We start from the raw sequence: 21,437 nt of genomic DNA on the forward strand, positions 1-21,437 counted from the left end.
TCACCGAGAGCACCCAGACTCCCGAGGTGGCCGGCCGGCCCGGCGAGTCCACCGGGCGGACCGACGCGACCGCCGCGCACACACCCGCGGAGGAGGCCCCGGACGCCGGGACTCCCGCGGACGGCTCCGCACCCCGGCTGCCGGCATCGCTGACGTTCCGCACGCCACGGGTCTCGGTGCTGGCCGTGCTCGCCATCGCGGCCTGCGCGACCCCGTTGGCGACCACGGCGGGCGGCTGGGCGCTGCTCGTCTACCTGTTCCCACTGGCCCTGCTGGTGTGGCTGCTGCGCACCGGAACCACCGTCACCGCCGAGTCGGTCACCGCGCGCACCGTGCTGGGCCGCGCGGAGATGCCCTGGGACGAGATCGGCTCGCTGCGGGTGCACCGGCAGGCCCGGCTGCAGGCGGTGCTGCGCTCCGGCAAGCGGGTGACCCTGCCCTCGGTCCGCCCCCGTGACCTGCCGCGGTTCGCGATGATGAGCGGTGGGCGGCTGCCGGATCCGTACGCAGCGGAGTAGTGTCGGCAGCACCGCTGACCACTCGTCGTGCCCACAAGGCGCGGCGACTCCCGGCGCCCACGAGGCGCGGACCGGCCGGCCCGCGGCGCGACCCGCACCGGCAGGACCGGGCTCCGCATCCGCTTCGCCCGCAGATCAGGCGCAGCACCGGCGGGACCGTCCGCAACACGCGCTCTTCGACCACCGAGGTGTTTATGCCCCAGCTGCGCTCCCGCACCACCACGCACGGACGCAACGCCGCCGGCGCACGCTCGCTGTGGCGTGCCACGGGCATGACCGATGACGACTTCGGCAAGCCCATCGTGGCCATCGCCAACTCCTACACGCAGTTCGTGCCCGGGCACGTCCACCTGCGCGACCTCGGCGACGTGGTGGCCGACAAGATCCGCGAGGCCGGTGGCGTGCCCCGCGAGTTCCACACCATCGCCGTCGACGACGGCATCGCCATGGGGCACAGCGGGATGCTCTACTCGCTGCCGTCCCGGGAGATCATCGCCGACTCCGTCGAGTACATGGTCAACGGCCACCAGGCCGACGCGCTGGTGTGCATCTCCAACTGCGACAAGATCACGCCGGGCATGCTCAACGCCGCCATGCGGCTGAACGTGCCGACGGTGTTCGTCTCCGGCGGCCCGATGGAAGCCGGCAAGGCCGTGGTCGTGGACGGCGTCGCGCACGCACCCACCGACCTGATCACCACGATCTCCGCCTCGGCCAGCCCGGACGTCGACGACGAGGGCCTCAGCGAGGTGGAGCGCTCGGCCTGCCCCACCTGCGGTTCCTGTTCCGGGATGTTCACCGCCAACTCGATGAACTGCCTCACCGAGGCGCTGGGCCTGGCGCTGCCCGGCAACGGTTCCACGCTGGCCACGCACGCCGATCGGCGCTCGCTGTTCGAGGAGGCCGGGCGCACCGTGGTGCGCATCGCCCAGCGCTACTACGGCGAGGACGACGAGTCGGTGCTGCCGCGCTCGGTGGCGAGCAAGAAGGCGTTCGACAACGCGATGGCGCTGGACATGGCCATGGGCGGTTCGACGAACACCGTGCTGCACACCCTGGCCGCCGCCCAAGAAGGCGGGATCGACTTCACGCTGGAGGACATCGAGGCCACCAGCCGCGCGGTGCCCTGCCTGTCCAAGGTCGCGCCGAACTCCGATTTCCACATGGAGGACGTGCACCGCGCGGGCGGCATCCCGGCGATCCTCGGCGAGCTCGACCGGGGCGGGTTGCTGCACCGCGACGTCTCCACCGTGCACAGCCCGACGCTCGACGAGTGGCTGGGCGCCTGGGATGTGCGCGGCGGTTCGCCGTCCGAGGAGGCAGTGCGCATGTTCCACGCGGCTCCCGGCGGCGTGCGCACCACGCAGGCGTTCTCCACCGAGAACCGCTGGTCGAGCCTGGACACCGACGCCGCCGAGGGCTGCATCCGCGATGTGCCGCACGCCTACACCGCCGACGGCGGCCTGGCCGTGCTGCGCGGCAACCTGGCCGGGGAGGGCGCCGTGGTCAAGACGGCGGGCGTCGAGGAGGAGCTGTGGCGCTTCCAGGGCCCGGCCCGCGTGGTGGAGAGCCAGGAGCAGGCGGTCTCGCTGATCCTCGGCAAGCAGATCCAGGCCGGTGACGTCCTGGTGATCCGCTACGAAGGCCCGGCGGGCGGTCCCGGGATGCAGGAGATGCTGCACCCCACCGCCTTCCTGAAGGGCTCGGGCCTGGGCAAGAAGTGCGCGCTGATCACCGACGGCCGCTTCTCCGGCGGTTCCTCCGGGCTGTCCATCGGGCACATCTCCCCGGAGGCGGCCAACGGCGGGAACATCGGGCTCGTCGAAGAGGGCGACCAGGTGCTCATCGACGCGCACGAGCGCAGGCTGGAACTGCTCGTCGACGACGAGGTGCTCGCCGAGCGCCGCGCCAAGATGCAGGCCAGCGAGCACCCGTGGCAGGCGTCGGGCCGCGAACGCCCGATCAGCACCGCGCTGCGCGCCTACGCCCGACTGGCCACCTCGGCCTCCTACGGAGCGGTGCGCGACGTCGGCAAGTGACCGAACCATCCGGCCCGGTGCTCTCGCAGCACCGGGCCGGATGCCGGGTCTCGTCCCCGCTGCGGCGCAGGGGTTCCCGCTCGCCGACGTCCGGGCTCGCAGGCCTCCCGCAGCAATCGCTACGGCTGGTGGAACAGGACCAGCACGGTTGCGGCGGCCCCGCCGGCGATGAGCAGCGCGAGGAAGCCGAACAGCAGCGGCCGCCGGAACCACACGCGCCCCTTGTCCAGCGCCACCCGCCCGGGCCCGGTGAACATCAGCCCCAGGCCCAGCGCGCCGAGCACCGCTTCGAACTCGACGCCCTCCGGCAGGAAGAAGCCGTTGCCGACGTTGAGGAACACGGCGCTGGCCATCACCCCCACCACACCGGCCGCCGCCATCGGGGTGAACAGGCCGAGCACCAGCAGCGCGCCCGCCGCGAGCTCGGTCCCGCCGGTGACCAGGGCGAGCGCCGCCGACTCGCGGAAACCCATCTGGCCCAGGGACTGCGCGAACGCCTGGGTTCCGGAACCGCCGAACGCGCCGAACATCTTCTGCGCACCGTGCAGCAGGAACACACCGCCCAGCGCCAGCCGCAGGATCAGCAGCCCGAGGTCAGCGCCGGCCGTCCAGGCCAGCGGCCTGCGGATCGCGCCGAGGTCATCGGCGTAACCGCTGCCCGAGCCGGTCAGGGACGTGGCCTCGGCTTCGGTGTAGCCGTCGTCATCGTCGTAGTAGTTGTGGCGCCGCGCGCCGAGGCTTTGCGTACCACCCGGACCGGACGGCGCCTGGGCACCGCCGGACGCGACCTGACCGCCGAAACCGCGATCGTCGGGGTAGCCGCCCGCTCCGCCGGGGCGATCGTCGTGAATTCGCACGTCGGCAGACGTTAGGGTATGTCACTCCGCCGTGCGACCCCTTCGCGGAAAACGTCGACGAGCCGTGACTTCCCCGCGGACCAGCGGCGCAAGCGCTGCGCGGCGCGGGCGGTCGCCGACCGCCACTCGGACGCGGGACGGCTCACCTCCCGTTCACCCCGGGGCGACTACCCTCGTGCGGCGTGGCAGCCTCGTTCGGACACCGCGCGCGACTGGTGGCGACCGCGCTCGGGATCGCGCTGCTCGCCGGCTGCGCGCAGTTCCCGGACGAGCACCGCGGGAACTGGTCCGAGCAGCCCTCGCTGGAACCGCAGGCGGGCCCGAAACCCTCGATCGAAGGCGAAGAGCCGCCGCCGGAATCCTCCGGTCCGCGCCCGGAAGCCGCGGAAGCGGACGGCTGCACCGACCCGGACCCCGCGGTGGTCGCCACCTGCCTGGGCCCCATCGGCGCGGTGGCCGTGCTGCCGGACGGGCAGGGCGCGCTGGTCGCCGAGCGGGACACCGGACGGGTGCTGCGGGTGGAGCTGGGCGCCGAACCCGTGGAACTGGCCCGGATTCCGGTCGATGCGGTCGGCGACGGCGGGCTGACCGGGCTGGCACTGTCCCCCAGCTACGACGAGGACGAGCTCTTCTACGCCTACGCCACCACCGGCGGCGAGAACCAGGTCGTGCGGGTGGCTCCCGGCGACAGCCCGAAGCCGGTGCTGACCGGCATCCCGCGCGGCAGCTCGGGCAACTCCGGGGCGTTGCTCGACGACGGCCGCGGTGCGCTGCTGGTCGCCACCGGGGACGGCGGGGACCCGCAGGCGGCGGCGAATCCCGATTCGCCCGCCGGCAAGGTGCTGCGCCTGGACGGTTTCGGCGATCCCGCCCCGGACAACCCGGATCCGGGCAGCCCGGTCGTGGCCACCGGCCTGGCCGAACCGAGCGGGCTGTGCGGCGCACCGGACGACGGCGGGGTCTGGGTGACCGACCGCGGCGGGGCGCAGGACTCGCTCTACCGGGTCGACTACGGCCGCGAGCTCGGCTCCCCCGACTGGACCTGGCGCGAGAAACCCGGTGTCTCCGGATGTGCGGCGGCCAGCGGCTCGGTGGTGGTGTCCCTGGAGGACGCGGCCGCGCTGTTCACCCTGCGCCCTGCCCCGGACGGAACGTTCACCGGGCAGCCGGAGAAGGTCCTGGAAGGCACCTACGGCAGGCTCTCCGCGTCGGCCCGGAGCCCGGAAGGCTTGGTGTGGCTGGGCACCTCGAACAAGACCGGCGGCCAGCCGGTGCCCAGTGACGACCGCGTGGTGCGCATCGAACCGCCGAGCGGGGGCAGCGCGGGCAAGGACTGACCGCCGGCCGACGCGGACGGCGGCACTCCGGTGGCGGTCACCGGGGGTGGTTCGAGGAGCGGAGGTGCGCACCATGCAGCGGCTGCAGGGTCGGACAGCGCTGATCACCGGCGCGGCGAGCGGAATCGGCGAGCAGACCTCGCTGCGCCTGGCGGCCGAGGGCGCGGCGGTGCTGGTCACCGACATCCAGGACGAGGCGGGCGAGGAGATCGTGCGGCGGATCCTCGCCGACGGCGGCCGGGCGGCGTTCGCGCACCTGGACGTCACCGCCGCCGAGCAGTGGCAGGCCGCGGTGCGCCGGGTCGTGGACGAGTTCGGCGGGCTCGACGTGCTGGTGAACAACGCGGGCATCGCCGATTCGGACCCCATCGACGACACCGGGTACGAAACCTACCTGCGCACGGTCGAAACGACCCAGCACAGCACGTTCCTCGGCATGCACACCGCTGCGGAGGCGCTGCACGCGTCCGGCAACGCATCGGTGATCAACATCAGCTCGATCTTCGGCGCGGTGGGCGGTTTCGGCAGCAGTCCCGGCTACCACGCCGCCAAGGGGGCGGTCCGGCTGCTGAGCAAGAACGCCGCGCTGGCCTGGGCGCACAGCGGGATCCGGGTCAACTCGGTGCACCCCGGTTTCATCGACACCCCGATCCTGGCCGGGGCCGAGCAGCGCGGCGAGAAGCAGGCGATGGTGCAGGCCACGCCGATGGGGCGGCTGGGCCGCCCGGACGAGGTGGCGGCCGCGGTGGCCTTCCTGGCCGGTGACGACGCCTCGTTCGTCACCGGTTCCGAGCTCTACGTGGACGGCGGGTACGTGGCCCGCTGACCGGGTTCCGCGCTCCGCCCGCGCCGGGTCCTGCGCAGGACCCGGCGCGGGCGGAACCGGCTCACTGCCCGCAGGCCGCCAGCACCAGCTCGCGGACCCGCTTGGCGTCGGCCTGGCCCTTCGTAGCCTTCATGACCGCGCCGACGATCGCCCCGGCGGCCTGCACCTTGCCGTCGCGGATCTTGTCCACCACGTCCGGCTGCGCCGCCAGCGCCTCGTCGATCGCCGCCTGCAGCTGCGTGTCGTCCGAGACGACCTCCAGACCGCGCGCGGCGATGACCTCGTCCGGTTCCCCGTCGCCGTCGAGCACGCCGTCCACGACCTGGCGGGCCAGCTTGTTGGTGAGCTGCCCCTGCCCGACGAGTTCCACGACCCGCGCCACCTGCTTCGGGGTGATGGCGAGCTCGGCGAGCTCCACCCCGCGCGTGTTGGCCTGCTGCGCCAGGTACGCCACCCACCAGGAACGCGCCTCGCCGGAGGAAGCACCCGCGTCGACCGTCTCGGCCACCAGGTCCAGCGCACCCGCGTTGACCAGGTCGCGCAGCTCCTCGTCGGACAGGCCCCACTGGTCCTGCACCCGCTTGCGCCGCTCCCAGGGCAGTTCCGGCAGCGTCCCGCCGAGCTCGGTCACCCAATCCCGGCTAGGCGCGATCGGCACCAGGTCGGGTTCCGGGAAGTACCGGTAGTCCTCGGACGTCTCCTTGGGCCGCCCGGCCGCGGTGGAACCGGTGGACTCGTCGAAGTGCCGCGTCTCCTGCCGGATCTCGCCGCCCTCGGTGAGCACCGCCGCGTGCCGCTGCATCTCGAAACGCACCGCCCGCTCGACGCTGCGCAGCGAGTTGACGTTCTTCGTCTCGGTGCGGGTGCCGAACACGCCGGAACCGCGCGGGGACAGCGACACGTTGGCGTCGCAGCGCAGCGACCCCTGATCCATGCGCACGTCGGAGACGTCCAGCGCGCGCAGCAGGTCCCGCAGCGCGGCGACGTAGGCGCGCGCCACCTCGGGGGCCCGCGCACCGGCGCCGGTGATCGGTTTGGTGACGATCTCGATCAGCGGCACCCCGGCCCGGTTGTAGTCCAGCAACGAGTGCTCGGCACCGTGGATCCGCCCGGTGCTGCCGCCGACGTGCAGCGACTTGCCGGTGTCCTCCTCCATGTGCGCCCGCTCGATCTCGACTCGGAACGTTTCGCCGTCGTCGAGCACCACGTCGAGGTACCCGTCGAAGACGATCGGCTCGTCGTACTGCGAAGTCTGGAAGTTCTTCGGCATGTCCGGGTAGAAGTAGTTCTTCCGGGCGAACCGGCACCAGTCGGCGACCTGGCAGTTCAGCGCGAGTCCGATCCGGATGGCCGACTCCACGGCCTTGCCGTTGACGACCGGCAGCGACCCCGGCAGCCCGAGGCACACCGGACAGGTCCGGGTGTTGGGTTCGGCACCGAACTCGTTGCCGCAGCCGCAGAACATCTTGGTGCGGGTGGACAGCTCCACGTGCACCTCAAGCCCGAGCACCGGGTCGAACCGGTCCAGGACCTGCTCGTAGTCCATGATCTCGGCCGTGGCGGTCACTTCGGGTCCTCCCCCTTGCGCAGCGTCCGCACGGCCAGCGCGGCACCGGTGATCGTGCCCAGCGCCGAGATGACCGCGTCGGCCAGCGCCAGCCGGTCCTTGTCCGCGCGAGCCTCGCGCAGGCGGGTGATCAGCCCGATGGACCCCGCCAGCGCGCCTGCGAGCTGGAACAGTGCCTTGAGCTTGGGATTCATTGCGCGACCTCCAGCTGCGGAACACGGTTGATCAGGGCGCCGCCGTCGGCGGCGTCGCGGGCGGCCTCGTAGGCGGCACCGACGCGGTAGAGCCGGTCGTCGGCCATGGCCGGGGCCATGATCTGCAGCCCCACCGGCAGCCCGTCGTCGGCGGAGAGCCCGCACGGCACGCTCATCGCGGCGTTGCCCGCGAGGTTCGACGGGATCGTGCACAGGTCGGCCAGGTACATCGACATCGGATCGTCGACCCGCTCGCCGATCCGGAACGCCGTGGTCGGCGTCGTCGGGGACACCAGCACGTCGACCTGCTGGAACGCCGCGCTGAAATCGCGGCTGATCAGGGTGCGCACCTTCTGCGCCTGCCCGTAGTAGGCGTCGTAGTAGCCGGAGGACAGCGCGTAGGTGCCGAGCATGATCCGCCGCTTGACCTCCGGGCCGAAACCGGACTCCCGGGTCAGCGACATCACCTCCTCGGCGCTGCGCGCCCCGTCGTCGCCCTCGCGCAGGCCGTAGCGCATCGCGTCGAACCGCGCGAGGTTCGACGAGCACTCGCTCGGCGCGATCAGGTAGTAGGCGCCCAGCGCGTAGTCGAAGTTCGGGCAGGACACCTCCACGACCTCGGCGCCCAACCCGGTCAACTGCGCCACCGCCGCGTCGAAGGACGCCTGCACACCGGGCTGGTAACCCTCGCCGGCCAGTTCGCGCACCACGCCGACCCGCACGCCGCGCAGGTCACCGGACGCCCCTTCGCGCGCCGCGGCCACCACCGGCGGGACCGGCTGGGCGATCGACGTGGAGTCGCGCTCGTCGTGCCCGCCGATCACCTCGTGCAGCAGCGCCGCGTCGAGCACGGTGCGCGCGCACGGACCCGGCTGGTCCAGCGAGGAGGAGAACGCGACCAGGCCGTACCGGGACACCCCGCCGTAGGTCGGCTTCACGCCGACGGTGCCGGTCACCGCACCGGGCTGGCGGATGGAGCCGCCGGTATCGGTGCCGATGGCCAGCGGCGCCTCGAACGCGGCCAGCGCCGCGGCCGACCCCCCGCCGGAGCCGCCCGGGATGCGGTCCGTCGACCACGGGTTGTGCGTGGGCCCGTAGGCGGAGTTCTCGGTGGACGAGCCCATGGCGAACTCATCCATGTTCGTCTTGCCGAGCACCACGACACCGGCGTCGCGCAGCTTGCGCACCACCGTCGAGTCGTAGGGCGCCACCCAGTCCTGCAGCATCCGCGAGCCGCAGGTGGTGGGCATGTCGGTCGTGGTCAGCACGTCCTTGAGCGCCAGGGGCACCCCGGCCAGCGGCGAGGCGGCGCGGCCCGCGGCCCGGTCCTCGTCGGCCGCGCGCGCCGCGGCCAGCGCCTCGTCGGCGGCCACGTGCAGGAACGCGTGCACAGCGGGTTCGGCGGCCGAGATCCGGTCCAGGTGCGCCTGGGTCACCTCGACCGCGGAGGTCGCGCCGGACTGCAGCTTCTCGGCGAGCTCGGCGGCGGTCAGCCCGGTCAGCCCGGAACCGCCGGATGCGGTCGTGGTCATCAGCCCTCCTGGTTGAGAATCCGCGGGACGCGGAACCGCTCCTGCTCGGCGGCGGGGGCACCGGCCAGCACCTGGTCCCGCGGCAGGCTGGGCCGCACCTCGTCCGGGCGGAACACGTTGGTCACCGGTACCGCGTGCGACGTGGGCGGGATGTCGTCCGCGGCGACCTCCCCGACCCTGGCCACCGATTCCAGGATCACGTCGAGTTGACCGGCGAAGGTGTCGAGCTCGGCCTCGGTGACGGCCAGCCGCGCCAGGCCGGCCAGGTGCGCGACCTCGTCGCGGGAGATCTTGGACACTGGGAAGGCTCCCTGGTCATATGCGGTTCAACGGCTCCCCTCAGTCTATGGCGCCGGTCCGGACCAGCCCGAACCGGGACTCGGCGCGCCGGGCGCCGCCCGTGTCGATCGCGCCACGGTGCGAATCGGCCGGGCATTCCACTGCGTGGACGACAGGCTCACCGCAGGGGTCCGCCGTCTGCCACAATTCCGGTGCACGTTCCTCGTGCGGGAGCACGCGTGCGCTCCCGTGCGCCGCATCGGGCGCGGCCGGCGAGGCGTCGCGCACGAATCTGGAGGCGTTGAGTCCGGTGTCCTTCCTCATCCGGGTGCAGATACCGGACCAGCCCGGCGCGCTGGGTTCGGTGGCGAGCGCGCTCGGCGAGATCGGTGCCGACATCCTCGGTGTGCACGTCGTCGAGCGCGGCGGCGGGGTCGCGATAGACGACATGGTCGTCGACCTGCCCTCCGGCAGGCTGCCGGACATCCTGATCACCGCGGCCGAGTCCATCGACGGCGTGGAGGTCGACGCCGTGCGGCCCTACGCGGGCGTGCTCGACACACATCGCGAACTGGAGCTGGTGGAGGAGATCGCCGCCGAGCCCGGGCGCGGGCTGCAGATCTTCGCCGAAGGCGTGCCCCGGATCATCCGCTCCGGCTGGGCGATGGTGTTCGGCCACCGCTCGGGCGGCGCCGAGCAGCTCGCCGCCAGCACCTCCGCCCCGCAGGAGGGCTACCTGGAGCTGCCGTGGCTGCCGCTGGACCGGGCCACGATCCTGGACGGCGACGAGGAATGGGTCCCCGGCACGTGGCAGGAGCTGGGCACCGAACTCGCGGCGACCCCGATCGGCAAACCGGACCGAGTGCTGCTGGCCGGGCGCCCCGGCGGGCCGATGTTCCGGGCCGCCGAGCTCGCCCGACTCGCCCACCTCGCCGGGATCGTCTCCGTCGTGCTGGACAGCTGAGCTACTCGCCGGGCAGCGCGTGCTCGGCGGCCTCGTCCGGGCCCTGCCCCAGCAGCACCCGGAACCCGTCTTCGTCCAGCACCGGCACCCCCAGCTGCACCGCCTTGTCGTGCTTGGAGCCCGGCGCGTCCCCGACCACGACGAACGCGGTCTTCTTCGACACCGAACCGGCCGCGCGGCCACCGCGGGCCATGATCGCTTCCTTGGCCTCGTCCCGGGAGAAGGTCGGCAGTGTTCCGGTGACCACGATGGACAGACCGGCCAGGTTGCGCGGTACGGAGTCGTCGCGTTCCTCGGCCGTGCGCACCCCGGCGGCTCGCCATTTGCGCACCACCTCGCGGTGCCACTCGACGCCGAACCACTCGCGCACGGCCGCGGCGATCGTCGGCCCGACGCCGTCGGTGGCGGCCAGCTCTTCTTCCGAGGACTCCTCGATGCGCTCGATCGACCCGAATTCCCGGGCCAGCGCCTGCGCCGCGGTGGGCCCCACGTGCCGGATGGACAGCGCCACCAGCACCCGCCACAGCGGCCGCTGCTTGACGGTGTCCAGGTTGGACAGCAGCTTGTGCCCGTTGGCCGACAGCGCCCCCTCCTTGGTGCGGAACAGCGGCACCTGCAGCAGCTTCTGCTCGTCGAGGTCGAACAGGTCCCCCTCGTCACCGAGCACCCCTGCCGACAGCAGCGCCACCGCGGCCTCGTAGCCGAGCACCTCGATGTCCAGCACCTTGCGGCTGGCCAGGTAGAACAGCCGCTCCCGACGCTGCCCGGGGCAGCCCTGCGCGTTCGGGCAGCGCTGGTCGACGTCGGTGTCCTTCTGCCGGTGCAGCGGCGTCGCGCACTCCGGGCAGACCGCGGGCATGGTGAACTCGCGCTCGTCACCGGTGCGCGCATCGGCGACCGGGCCGAGCACCTCCGGGATCACGTCGCCGGCCTTGCGGATGACCACCCGATCGCCGATCAGCACGCCCTTGCGCCGGACCTCGTCGGCGTTGTGCAGCGTGGCCATCGACACGGTCGACCCGGCCACGCTGACCGGTTCCATCACCGCGAACGGGGTGACCCGACCGGTGCGTCCGACGTTGACCTGGATGTCGAGCAGCGTGGTCGTGGCCTGCTCCGGCGGGTACTTGTAGGCGATCGCCCAGCGCGGCGCGCGGGAGGTGGCGCCGAGCCTGCGCTGCAGCGGCACCTCATCGACCTTGACCACCACACCGTCGATCTCGTGCTCGGCCTCGTCCCGGTGCCCACCCCAGTAGCTGATGTGCCGAACCAGGTCATCCACTGTGGATAGAACGACGGTGTGCGCGGAGACCGGCAGCCCCCAGGCGCGCAGCGCCGCGTAGGACTCGGACTGGCGCTCGGGCTCGAACCCCTCCCGCCTGCCGAGGCCGTGGCAGATCAACCGCAGCGGGCGCGTCCGGCTCACCCGCGGATCCTTCTGCCGCAGCGAACCGGCCGCCGCGTTGCGCGGATTCGCGAACGGAGTGCTGCCCGCCTCCACCAGCTTCGCGTTGAGCTCGCCGAACTCGTCCACCCGGAAGAACACCTCACCGCGCACCTCGACCAGCGGCGGCACCGGGTAATCACCGGTGCCGGCCAGTTCGTCCGGCACATCGGCCATGGTGCGCACGTTCAGCGTCACGTCCTCACCGGTGCGGCCGTCGCCCCTGGTCAGCGCGCGTTCGAGCTTGCCGTCCCGGTACAGCAGGTTGACCGCGAGCCCGTCGATCTTGAGCTCGCACAGGTAGTGCACCGCCGAGGTGCCCACCTCCCGTTCGATCCGGTCCACCCAGGTGGCCAGCTCCTCGGTGCTGAACGCGTTGTCCAGGCTCAGCATCCGCTCCAGGTGCTGCACCGCGGTGAACTCGGTGGAGAACGTGCCGCCGACCACCTGCGTCGGCGAGTCGGGAGCACGCAGCGCCGGGTGGTCGGCCTCCAGCCGCTGCAGGCGGGTGAACAGGTCGTCGAACTCGCCATCGGCGACGGTCGGGGCGTCGAGCACGTAGTAGCGGAACTGGTGGCCGCGCACCTGCTCGGCCAGATCGGCGTACTCCTGGCGCACCTCGGCGGGCACCTCCGCGATGCCCTCGGCCTGCGCATCCGCGGTCGCGGGGCCCGCTGCCTCCTCGAACGCGCCGTCCCCATCCGATGCGGCGCCGGATCGGCCGGCACCCGGGTCGTTGCTGGTCACGCCCCGAGACTAGCGAGCCGGGCGGACACCGGCACGCACCGGCTCGCCGAGCGGATCAGCCGCCGTCCGCGGCCGCGGCGAGTTCGCGCACGAGATCGCGCAACTCCAGCAGACCCACCGCGCCCTGCGGTTCCTGCACGGCCGTCTCCACCCTGCCCAACCGGTCGGCGGCCAACCGCTCGCCCAGCGCCGCGTCCAGCGGCAGGAACGTCAGCGCGCGCTGCGCGTTCTCGTCCAGGTCGGCGAACCGGGGGTGGTGCACCGCCACGTCCACCAGCCCTTCGGTCTCGTCGACCTGGGCCACCACCCGGATCTGGGACAGCGGGTACTTCTCGCCGCGCAGGTTCACCGTCACCTCGGTCGGATCCGGCACCGGCGGCACCGAGTCGTGGTACTCCCAGAGCGCATCCGCCGCGGGAGCGGCAGCCATCCACGCATCGGTCCACACCCGCAGCCGCGGATCGGCCTGCCCGGTGACCACCAGCGCGTACACGGCGACCTCCCCGCGCTCCACGGTGAACGTGAGCTCCGGATGCATCGCCGCCACCGCATCGGCCAGCAGGTTCTCCACCCGGTGAAGCTCGCCGTCACCGAGCGCGGCGGCGGTCTCGGGCAGCAGCTCGTGCCAGCGCCGCCAGAACTCCGCGGCCCGCCCGGCGGCATCGGCCTCGGTGGAGACCGGTTCGTCCGGTGCGGTCCGGGTGCGACGCAGGAAGCGGAACATGGCCCTCATTGTGCCGGTCCGGACGCCGCGCCGGGGTCGGATCCGGACAACCCGCGGAAACCCGCGCCCAGCGCGGACAACGCGACGCAGTTGAGCTCGGCACCGTCCACGTGCCGCACCCGCCGCGCCTCCGACAACGCGGTGAGCAGGCCGGTCAGCGCGTCGCCGTTCGTCGCGTGCCGCAGCACCCGCATCGCGCGCACCTGGTTGCGCACGCTGCTGCTGGGACGGTGTTTGAGGCTCTGCCAGGACCACTTGCGCACCACCGCGCTCAGCCGCCCCTGGTGCACCGGCGTTCCCGCGCTGATCGCGGACAGCGTGCGGCGCACCCGCGGATGGTCGAGGCAGCCCGCGGCGGTGAGCACGTACCGCGCCACGGCGGCGGCCGCGTGCCTGCGCACCGGATCGGGCGCCGCGCGGATCACGGCGGCGAGTTCGCTGGGGTAACCGGGCACGTTGTCCAGCGGATCGGGTACCGCGGCCAGGTCGTCCGGCCACTCGGCCACCGGGTAGGTGCAGAACTGCCCGTCCAGCCAGCCCGGTTCCGACGGGACACCGGTGATCCGCCCCGCCAGCGCCAGCATCGCCGGGACCGGATCGTCCCGGCACCACACCAGGTCGTCGAAGAACCGCTCGACCTCCTCGGGCTGCTCGCCCTCGCGGTACTCGGGCAGCGCCCCCTCGAAGGACGTCCGCACCGAGCCGCCGACCGCGTGGCTGAACCGGGTGGCGCCATCCTCCGCCCAGTACACCGAGACCGCGTCCTGATGCGCGGCCCGGCGCAGCACCTCGGGCCGCGACCCCTGCCTGCCGCCGTCCTCGACCACCAGAACCCGGTCACCGAGCCGGCGCAGCGCGATCATCGGATACCGCTCCTGCGCGGCGAACGCTTCTTCGCAGAACTCCTCGATGTCCAGGTTGCGGGCGGGTTCGGCCATGCCCCCGAACGCGGTGGCGACCTGGACCGGATCCTGCGCGCGGACCAGCGTCAGGCAGGCCGCGTCCCGGATCGTGCTGCGCCGGACCCACGCAGCCCGCCCGACCTCGTCATCGATGCAGTAACTGGTCACGCCCCTTTCCTACCAGCACGCACGTCCCAGCACCGCCGGTTCGGGGAAACGCACCCGCCGACCACACCGAGTCCACTGTGGACGAAATACCTACGCCAGTTCGTCGGCGAAGGCGGAGGCGAGGTCTCGGGTGAGCGACATCGCCCGGCGCGACCAGGTCGGCGACGCACCGGCCAGCCCGCACACCGGGGTGGGCACCGCGCGCTCGGCCAGTGCGCGCCGGTGGAAACCCAGCCGGGACGCCAGCCCGCGCGCCGGCGCCGCCAGCTCCGAGATGGCCACCTCACCCGGCGGATCGGTTCCCGGCACCAGCCCCAGCAGCAGGGTGGTGCCCTCCTCCCACGCCTCGCCGAGCTCATCGGCGAACCGGCCGGACACCTCGCCGAGCCCGGTCGCGTCCAGCGCCACGGCCCCGGCACCGGCACGGCGCAGCAGCTCGACCGGCGGGCGGGCCGCGCAGCAGTGCACGACGACCTGCTCACCCGTGCCGTCCCGCACGTGCTCGATGAACTCGGACAGCAGTCCGCGCACCTCCGGCTCCGGCACCGCGGGGACCGTGCCGTACCCGGACGGCGTGGCCAGCCACCCGTTCAGCACCGCGGGCAGGCTCGGTTCGTCCAGCTGGACCACGACACGCGATCCGGTCCGCTCGGCGATCTCGGTGGCGCGGCGCAGCAACCCCTCGGTCAGCGACGCGGTGAAGTCCCGCAGCGCACCGGCATCGGTGAGCACCCGGTGCCCGCGGGCCAGTTCGATCCCGGCGGCCAGCGTCCACGGACCGGCTGCGGCCAGCTTCACCACGCGCGGCGCCCCGGCCTCGGCCGCGGCCTGCTCGATCGCATCCACGTCCCAGCGCAGCAGGTCCTGCGCGCGGCGCTGATCGCGCCCCGGCGCCGCCACCCGGTACCCGGACGGCACGACCTCGACCGCCAAGTCCACCAGCATCCCGGCGGTGCGGCCGAGCACATCGGCACCGACTCCCCGGGCGGGCAGCTCCGGCATCGGCACCAGCTCCGGGAACTCGCCCAGCACGGTGCGCGCCGCTTCGACCGGGTCGGTACCCGGCATCGATCCGATCGCCGTCGCGATTCCCGGTCCCCACACTGCGTCCGTCACTCCCGCATTGTCTCCGCCGGTCCCCCCGCGGAACCGGACGGGCCGGGTCAGCTCGCGGCCGGGGCGTCGTCGGCGAACTCCTCGCGCAGCACCCGCTTGAGCAGCTTGCCCGCGCTGTTGCGCGGCAGGTCGTCCACGAACCGGATCTGCTTGGGAACCTTGAACCCCGCCAACCGGGTGCGCGCGTGCTCGACCAACTGCTGCTCGTCCACCTCCCCGCCGGCCACGACGACCGCCACGATCCGCTCCACCCAGCGCTCGTCCGGGACGGCGACCACCGCCACCTCGGTCACCGCCGGATGCGCGTACAGCGCGTCCTCCACTTCGCGCGAGGCCACCTGAACCCCGCCGCTGTTGATCACGTCCTTGATCCGGTCCACCACGGCGACGTAGCCCTGTTCATCGCGGCGGACCAGATCGCCCGAGCGGAACCAGCCGTCCCGGAAGACCTCCGCCGTCTCCGCGGGCTTGTCCCAGTAGCCGGTGCACAGCTGCGGCGACCGGTACACGATCTCGCCGACCTCGCCGTCGGGGACCTCCGCGCCCTGCTCGTCGACCACCTTCGCCTCCACGAACAGCGCCGGCCGCCCGGCCGAGTCCGGGCGCTCGTCGTGCTCCTCCGGGCGCAGGATCGTGGCCAGCGGCCCGATCTCGGACTGCCCGAAGCAGTTGTAGAAGCCCAGCCGCGGGAGCCGTTCGCGCAGCCGGGCGAGCACCGGCCCCGGCATGACCGACGCCCCGTAGAAGGCTTTCCGCAACGACCCGAGATCACGCCCGGCCAGGTCCGGGTGGTTGGCCAGCGCCACCCACAGCGTCGGGGCGGCGAAGAACGAACCATGCCCGTCCCGCTCCACGCGGCGCAGCACCTCGGCCGGGTCCGGGCTCTCCAGCAGGGTGTTCACCGCGCCGATCTGCAGGTACGGCAGCAGGAACACGTGCATCTGCGCGGAGTGGTACAGCGGCATCACGTGCAGCGGCCGGTCGTGCTCGGTCATGTCCAGACCCACCAGGCAGGACGTGTACTCGTGCAGCAGCGCCCGGTGCGTCATCATCGCGCCCTTGGGCTGCGAGGTCGTGCCCGAGGTGTACAGCAGCTGCACCAGGTCCCCGTCGTCGACCGGGACGTCCGGGGCCGCGACCGGGCCCGACGAGCAGGCCTGCAGCAGCGAATCCGGGGCGTCCCGCAGCGGCAGCACCGCCCCCAGCCCGGTCTCCGCGCGCACCTGCTGCACCCGATCGCTCAGCGCCGGATCGACCAGCACCGCACCGGCACCCGACTGCTGCAGCAGGTAGCCGAGCTCGCCCGCGGTGAGGTTGTAGTTGATCGGCACGTGCACCAGACCCGCCCGCGCGCACGCGAGGAACCCGATCACGTACGCGTCCGAGTTGCGGCCGAACGCGGCGACCCGCGCACCGGGCTCGACGACGCCCAGCAGCATCCCCGCTGCGCGGTCGACCGCCGCGTCCAGCTGCGCGTAGGTCCACTGCCGCTGCTGCCCGGAATCCGCGGCGAAGTCCAGCGCCACCCGGTCCGGAACCCGCGCTGCGCTGCGCCGGAGTACCTGGGAGACCGTGCTCGTGCGCGTACCGTCGGACATGCCCACCTCCTGAGTCGTGACGTCCGACACTACCGCGGGCGGAACCCGGCCCGACCGAAAAGTCCGCTGCTGCCGCCCGGTCCGCTGCCTACGTTGACCGGCATGGTGCGAACGGTCCTGATCTCCGGCTCCGGCATGGCCGGCCCGGCACTGCGTACTGGCTGCCCGAACACGGCTTCCACCCGACCCTCGTGGAACGGGCGCCCGGGAACCGGGACGGCGGGTATGCGATCGACGTTCGCGGCGCGGCGGTCACCGTCGCCGAACGGAATCAGCGAGCAGCCGCGATGAGCCCGCTGCCCAGCACGAGGTCGCCCTCGGCGTCCGGGGCGTAGAGCACGATGGCCTGCCCCGGCGCCACGCCCTGCAGCGGCTGCTGCAACCGGGCGCGGAACGCCTCGCCGTCGCACTCGACGACCGCATCGGCCATCCCGCCGTGCGCACGCACCTGCACCACGCACTCGGTCGGTCCGTCCAGCGCGCGCTCCGACGGCCAGATCGGCCGCTTCGCCTCGATCTCGTGCACCTGCAGCCGGTCGGCGGAACCGACCTCGACCGTTCCGGACACCGGTTCCAGGGACAGCACGTACCGCGGCCGACCGTCCGCGGCCGGGGCGTCGATGCCGAGCCCCTTGCGCTGGCCCACGGTGAACCCGTGCACCCCGGTGTGCTGCCCGAGCACCGCTCCGGTGTCCGCGTCGACCAGCTCACCGGGCCGCTCGCCGAGCTTGTCGTCGAGGAACGAGCGCGTGTCACCGTCCGGGATGAAGCAGATGTCGTGGCTGTCCGGCTTCTCGGCCACGGCCAGCCCGCGCTCATCGGCCTCCGCCCGCACCTGCGTCTTCTCCGACGTGCCCAGCGGGAACATCGAATGGCGCAGTTGCTCAGCGGTCAGCGATGCCAGCACGTAGGACTGGTCCTTGCCGTCGTCCGCGCTGCGGCGCAGCTGCGGGACACCATCCACCACGGCCAGCCGCGCGTAGTGGCCGGTGCACACCGCGTCGAAGCCCAGCGCCATGGCCTTGTCCAGCAGCGCCTCGAACTTGATCTTCTCGTTGCAGGTCAGGCACGGATTCGGCGTGCGCCCGGCCGCGTACTCGCCGACGAAGTTCTCGATGACCTCCTCGGAGAACCGCTCGGCGAAATCCCACACGTAGAACGGGATGCCCAGCAGATCCGCCGCCCGCCGGGCGTCGTGCGCGTCCTCGACCGTGCAACACCCGCGAGCGCCGGTGCGCAGCGTGCCGGGCTTGGCCGACAGCGCCAGGTGCACGCCGACCACATCGTGCCCGGCCTCCACCGCGCGCGCGGCGGCCACCGCCGAGTCCACGCCGCCGCTCATCGCAGCCAGAACCTGCACGTCTCACACCTCCGTGACGGCGGTCGCCGAAGCCCGGTCCGCCGAAGACCTGCGCAGCCCGGGCAATCCCGCGCTGCGCGCCCGTTCCACGACCGATCCGATCACACCGGTCAGCGCCTGCACGTCGGCCGCCGTCGAGTCGTGCCCGAGCGAGAACCGCAGCGAACCGCGCGCGGCCGCCGCGTCCGCACCCATGGCCAACAGCACGTGACTCGGTTCGGAAACGCCTGCGGTGCACGCGGATCCGGTCGAGCACTCGATGCGGTGCGCGTCCAGCAGCATGAGCAGGCTGTCGCCCTCGCACCCCGGGAACGTCAGATGCGCGTTGCCCGGCAACCGGGACGGCCCGCCACCGGTGACCGAGTCCCCGGGATCACCGTTGAGCACCACGTCCGGCACCGCCGCCCGCACCCCGCGGACCAGGTCCTCGCGCAACCCGGCCAGTGCCGGGGCGTGCCGCTCGCGGGCGGCGACGGCCTCGCGGACGGCGGTCGCCAGCCCCAGCACCCCGGGAGTGTCCAGCGTTCCGGACCGCACCTCGCGCTCCTGGCCACCGCCGTGCAGCAGCGGCGTGCAGGCCACATCGCGGGCCAGCAGCAGCACGCCCACCCCGTACGGGCCGCCGACCTTGTGCCCGGTCATCGTCAGCGCCGACACCCCGGAAGCCACGAAGTCCACCGGCAGCGTCTCCACCGCCTGCACCGCATCGGTGTGCAGCGGGATCCCGCGCTCCCGAGCGACGTCGGACAGCGCCGCGACCGGGTTGACGGTGCCCACCTCGTTGTTCGCCCACATCACCGTCGCCAGCGCCACCGTCGCCGGATCCTCGTCGATGGCCTCGCGCAGCGCCTCCGGATGCACCCGGCCCAGTTCGTCGGTGCGCAGCCAGGTCACCTCGGCGCCCTCGTGCTCAGCCAGCCATTCCACGGCGTCGAGCACCGCGTGGTGCTCGACAGCGGAAGCCAGCACCCGGCGCCGGGCCGGATCCGCCGCCCTGCGCGCCCAGAAGATGCCCTTCACCGCCAGGTTGTCGCTCTCCGTGCCGCCCGCGGTGAACAGCACCTCGGACGGGCGCGCACCCAGCGCCGCAGCGACCTCCTCGCGAGATTCCTCGACCGCGCGCCGGGCCAGCCGCCCCGAGGTGTGCAGCGAAGACGCGTTCCCGACGCGGGCGAGCGCCTCGCTCATCGCAGCGACCGCCTCCGGCCGCATCGGGGTCGTGGCAGCGTGGTCCAGGTAAGTCATCGCCCCTCCAGGGTACGGCAACCGGGCAGGAGCCCGGACGGAAGGTGCAGGTCAGGACGTTCGCCCGAGGTCGGAGCGCAGCAGCGCGGCAGCGGTGAGCACCGCGACGGGCACCAGCAGCAGATCCAGCACCGGCACCCCGCGGGCGGGAGCACCCGGACCGGCCAGCGCCGCGACCAGGACACCACCCGCACCCACGAACGCGGCCTGGCCGAGCATGTCGCACATCTGCAGCGCCGAGGAGTGGAACCCGCGGCGCCCCTCCGGCGACAGTTCCAGCACGCGCACCGAGGTGCTCGCGATCCCGATGCCCATGCCGGCTCCGGCCAGCGGCCAGCAGACGAACACGGTCCAGGCGGGCAGCGCTGCGGACAGGCCGCAGGCCAGCCCGGCGACCCCCGCCGCCACCAGCAGGAAACCCACCGCCACGACGCGTTCCCGGCGCAGGTGCCGACGGCGCGCCTGCCAGAAGGCACCGACGCTCCAGCCCAGCGAACCGACGGTGAGCGGGACCCCCGCCGCGGACGGCGGATATCCGTGCGCGGCCACCAGCGCCAGCGGCACGAACGCCTGGGCGGCGAAGAACACCCCGGCCAGCAGCCCGCGCGCCAGCACCATCAGCGGGATCCCCGGCCTGCCGGTCAACGTTCCGGCCGGCAGCAGGCTGCGCAGCGAACCGATCAGCAGCACCAGCGCGGCGATGCCCACCGGCGCCGCCACGAGCGGCTCCGGCACCACCCGCTGCGCCGCCCAGTTCAGCCCGATCACCCCGGCGGCCGCACCGATCGCGGCGGCACCACCGGCTGCCGGCTGTCCCGACGACTCGGCGGCCGGGCGACCGAACCGGCGGGCGGCAGGCAGCACGAGCAGCCCGCCCACCAGGACGAACGGCGCCAGCCCGCCGAACACCCACCGCCAGCTGGCGTGCTCGGTCAGCAACCCCGCCACGGCCGGGCCGACCAGGGCGGGCAGCACCCACGCCGCGGAGACCACGCCGAACGCCGCAGGGCGTTGCCGCTGCGGGAACACGCCCGCGATCATCACGTACAACGAGACCAGCACGACCCCGCCGCCGGCACCCTGCACCGCGCGCCCAGCCAGCAGTACCGGCATGTCCGGGGCGTGCGCGGCCAGCAGCAGACCGGCGGCGAACGCGGCCAGCCCGAGCAGCAGCAAGCCGCCCGGACCGCGGCGGTCGGCGTACCTGCCGCCGAACGCGGTGCCCAGCGCACTGGCCGCGAGGAAGACGGTCAGCGGCCAGGAGTACCACTCCGGCGCGCGCAGGTCGGCCACGATCGCGGGCAGCGCGGTGGCCACACCCATCGCCTCGAACGCGATCAGCGTGATCACCAGCGCGAGCCCGGCGGTGAACGCGCGATGCTGCGGGCTGAGCAAGCCGCCCGCCGTGTTGTCCCTGTCCGGCACGCCGCCGAGCGTGCAACCCGACCCCCGGTGCTGGTCCACCCCTGCCACCCGGATGCGGATAGATTCCGGGGCATGCAGCGGGCAGGAGCCGGGAATCCGGCAGCGGTCGAGTTGTTCACCGACGGCGCGTGCGCGGGCAATCCGGGCCCGGGCGGATGGGGCGCGGTGCTGCGCTACGGCGAGCACGAGCGGGAGCTGCGCGGCAGCGATCCCACCACGACGAACAACCGCATGGAACTACTGGCGGTGATCGAGGGACTCGCAGCGCTCAACCGGGCCGTGCCGCTGGTGCAGGTGCACACCGACAGCACCTACGTGCTCAACGGGATCACCAAGTGGCTGGCCGGCTGGAAGCGCAACGGCTGGCTGACCGCGGCGCGCAAACCGGTGAAGAACGTCGAGCTCTGGCAACGGCTGGACGAGCAGTGCAAGCGGCACGGCGAGGTGCGCTGGCACTGGGTCAAAGGGCACAACGGCCACCCGGAGAACGAGCGCGCGGACCGGCTGGCCTGCGCGGGCCGCGACGAAGCGCGCTGAACAGCAACGGGCGGGCCGCACACGCCGTGCGACCCGCCCGCGCGGTTGTTCAGAGCAG

Annotated in this window: 19 protein-coding genes; 6 read left to right on the forward strand and 13 right to left on the reverse strand. The window is 72.9% G+C overall.

Annotated elements, in window-relative coordinates:
* Together IQ251_RS17370 and ilvD are read left to right on the forward strand one after the other, a co-directional pair.
* Nucleotides 1-518, forward strand: a 518-nt coding sequence (locus tag IQ251_RS17370) for a PH domain-containing protein (protein WP_228047368.1), incomplete at its 5' end; no start/stop codon positions are given.
* 194 nt (nt 519-712) lie between these two features.
* Complete coding sequence (gene ilvD, locus IQ251_RS17375; protein ID WP_193929698.1) at nt 713-2,557, forward strand: dihydroxy-acid dehydratase; 1,845 nt, start codon at nt 713-715, stop codon at nt 2,555-2,557.
* A gap of 119 nt (nt 2,558-2,676) precedes the next feature.
* Here ilvD and IQ251_RS20320 read toward each other — a convergent pair whose 3' ends face one another.
* Nucleotides 2,677-3,414, reverse strand: coding sequence for a DoxX family protein (locus IQ251_RS20320; protein WP_193929700.1), 738 nt, complete (start codon nt 3,412-3,414; stop codon nt 2,677-2,679).
* Nucleotides 3,415-3,596: 182 nt separating this feature from the next.
* On the opposite strand from IQ251_RS20320, the gene IQ251_RS17385 reads away from it, so the two are divergent.
* Nucleotides 3,597-4,751: a PQQ-dependent sugar dehydrogenase gene (locus IQ251_RS17385; protein ID WP_370591474.1), complete on the forward strand. Its 1,155-nt coding sequence runs from the start codon at nt 3,597-3,599 to the stop codon at nt 4,749-4,751.
* Nucleotides 4,752-4,824: 73 nt separating this feature from the next.
* Nucleotides 4,825-5,577 (forward strand): SDR family NAD(P)-dependent oxidoreductase, encoded by a 753-nt coding sequence (locus IQ251_RS17390; protein ID WP_193929784.1) that lies wholly within the window; start codon nt 4,825-4,827, stop codon nt 5,575-5,577.
* Nucleotides 5,578-5,638: 61 nt separating this feature from the next.
* On the opposite strand, the gene gatB is transcribed toward IQ251_RS17390, so the two are convergent.
* From gatB to gatC, 4 genes are read right to left on the reverse strand one after another with little or no spacing between them, the layout of a single operon-like run.
* Nucleotides 5,639-7,144: an Asp-tRNA(Asn)/Glu-tRNA(Gln) amidotransferase subunit GatB gene (gene gatB / locus IQ251_RS17395; protein ID WP_193929702.1), complete on the reverse strand. Its 1,506-nt coding sequence runs from the start codon at nt 7,142-7,144 to the stop codon at nt 5,639-5,641.
* Nucleotides 7,141-7,338, reverse strand: coding sequence for a hypothetical protein (locus IQ251_RS17400; protein ID WP_193929704.1), 198 nt, complete (start codon nt 7,336-7,338; stop codon nt 7,141-7,143). The genes gatB and IQ251_RS17400 overlap by 4 nt, the downstream gene beginning before the upstream one ends.
* Nucleotides 7,335-8,870, reverse strand: a complete 1,536-nt coding sequence (gene gatA, locus IQ251_RS17405; protein ID WP_193929706.1) for an Asp-tRNA(Asn)/Glu-tRNA(Gln) amidotransferase subunit GatA — start codon at nt 8,868-8,870, stop codon at nt 7,335-7,337. The genes IQ251_RS17400 and gatA overlap by 4 nt, the downstream gene beginning before the upstream one ends.
* On the reverse strand, nt 8,870-9,169 hold the full coding sequence (gene gatC / locus IQ251_RS17410) for an Asp-tRNA(Asn)/Glu-tRNA(Gln) amidotransferase subunit GatC (RefSeq protein WP_193929708.1): 300 nt from the start codon (nt 9,167-9,169) through the stop codon (nt 8,870-8,872). The genes gatA and gatC overlap by 1 nt, the downstream gene beginning before the upstream one ends.
* 290 nt (nt 9,170-9,459) lie before the next feature.
* On the opposite strand from gatC, the gene IQ251_RS17415 reads away from it, so the two are divergent.
* Nucleotides 9,460-10,113: an ACT domain-containing protein gene (locus tag IQ251_RS17415; RefSeq protein ID WP_193929786.1), complete on the forward strand. Its 654-nt coding sequence runs from the start codon at nt 9,460-9,462 to the stop codon at nt 10,111-10,113.
* Between the two features lies 1 nt (nt 10,114).
* Here the strand turns inward: IQ251_RS17415 and ligA are convergent, their stop codons facing one another.
* The 8 genes from ligA to IQ251_RS17455 all read right to left on the reverse strand — a co-directional run bounded on the left by ligA (nt 10,115) and on the right by IQ251_RS17455 (nt 20,842).
* A complete protein-coding gene (gene ligA, locus IQ251_RS17420; RefSeq protein ID WP_193929710.1) occupies nt 10,115-12,304 on the reverse strand; it encodes an NAD-dependent DNA ligase LigA in 2,190 nt (729 codons plus the stop codon).
* Nucleotides 12,305-12,359: 55 nt separating this feature from the next.
* Nucleotides 12,360-13,028 (reverse strand): hypothetical protein, encoded by a 669-nt coding sequence (locus IQ251_RS17425; RefSeq protein WP_193929712.1) that lies wholly within the window; start codon nt 13,026-13,028, stop codon nt 12,360-12,362.
* A gap of 5 nt (nt 13,029-13,033) precedes the next feature.
* Entirely contained in the window at nt 13,034-14,098 is a 1,065-nt protein-coding gene (locus IQ251_RS17430; RefSeq protein WP_193929714.1) for a DUF6461 domain-containing protein, read from the reverse strand.
* Nucleotides 14,099-14,188: 90 nt separating this feature from the next.
* Nucleotides 14,189-15,214 carry a uroporphyrinogen decarboxylase/cobalamine-independent methonine synthase family protein gene (locus IQ251_RS17435; RefSeq protein ID WP_193929716.1) on the reverse strand — a complete coding sequence of 342 codons (1,026 nt, stop codon included), beginning with the start codon at nt 15,212-15,214 and terminating at the stop codon, nt 14,189-14,191.
* A 47-nt stretch (nt 15,215-15,261) separates the two neighbouring features.
* Complete coding sequence (locus tag IQ251_RS17440) at nt 15,262-16,812, reverse strand: fatty acyl-CoA synthetase (RefSeq protein WP_193929718.1); 1,551 nt, start codon at nt 16,810-16,812, stop codon at nt 15,262-15,264.
* 271 nt (nt 16,813-17,083) lie between these two features.
* Nucleotides 17,084-18,172, reverse strand: a complete 1,089-nt coding sequence (mnmA, locus tag IQ251_RS17445) for a tRNA 2-thiouridine(34) synthase MnmA (RefSeq protein WP_193929720.1) — start codon at nt 18,170-18,172, stop codon at nt 17,084-17,086.
* Nucleotides 18,173-18,175: 3 nt separating this feature from the next.
* Nucleotides 18,176-19,417: a cysteine desulfurase family protein gene (locus IQ251_RS17450; protein WP_193929722.1), complete on the reverse strand. Its 1,242-nt coding sequence runs from the start codon at nt 19,415-19,417 to the stop codon at nt 18,176-18,178.
* 51 nt (nt 19,418-19,468) lie between these two features.
* Nucleotides 19,469-20,842 (reverse strand): MFS transporter, encoded by a 1,374-nt coding sequence (locus tag IQ251_RS17455; protein WP_370591475.1) that lies wholly within the window; start codon nt 20,840-20,842, stop codon nt 19,469-19,471.
* A 72-nt stretch (nt 20,843-20,914) separates the two neighbouring features.
* On the opposite strand from IQ251_RS17455, the gene rnhA reads away from it, so the two are divergent.
* Nucleotides 20,915-21,379 carry a ribonuclease HI gene (rnhA, locus tag IQ251_RS17460; RefSeq protein WP_193929724.1) on the forward strand — a complete coding sequence of 155 codons (465 nt, stop codon included), beginning with the start codon at nt 20,915-20,917 and terminating at the stop codon, nt 21,377-21,379.
* Nucleotides 21,380-21,437 lie beyond the last annotated feature (58 nt).

This window comes from Saccharopolyspora montiporae, assembly GCF_015209505.1.
In the GTDB taxonomy this organism is placed as follows: domain Bacteria; phylum Actinomycetota; class Actinomycetes; order Mycobacteriales; family Pseudonocardiaceae; genus Saccharopolyspora; species Saccharopolyspora montiporae.

Bases quoted from the DNA above. Each gene is read 5' to 3' on its own strand.
- ilvD (WP_193929698.1), top strand. From the start codon at position 713: ATGCCCCAGCTGCGCTCCCGCACCACCACGCACGGACGCAACGCCGCC.
- IQ251_RS17390 (WP_193929784.1), top strand. From the start codon at position 4,825: ATGCAGCGGCTGCAGGGTCGGACAGCGCTGATCACCGGCGCGGCGAGC.
- IQ251_RS17450 (WP_193929722.1), bottom strand. From the start codon at position 19,417: ATGACTTACCTGGACCACGCTGCCACGACCCCGATGCGGCCGGAGGCG.
- rnhA (WP_193929724.1), top strand. From the start codon at position 20,915: ATGCAGCGGGCAGGAGCCGGGAATCCGGCAGCGGTCGAGTTGTTCACC.
- IQ251_RS17400 (WP_193929704.1), bottom strand. From the start codon at position 7,338: ATGAATCCCAAGCTCAAGGCACTGTTCCAGCTCGCAGGCGCGCTGGCG.
- IQ251_RS17440 (WP_193929718.1), bottom strand. From the start codon at position 16,812: ATGTCCGACGGTACGCGCACGAGCACGGTCTCCCAGGTACTCCGGCGC.
- gatA (WP_193929706.1), bottom strand. From the start codon at position 8,870: ATGACCACGACCGCATCCGGCGGTTCCGGGCTGACCGGGCTGACCGCC.
- IQ251_RS17425 (WP_193929712.1), bottom strand. From the start codon at position 13,028: ATGTTCCGCTTCCTGCGTCGCACCCGGACCGCACCGGACGAACCGGTC.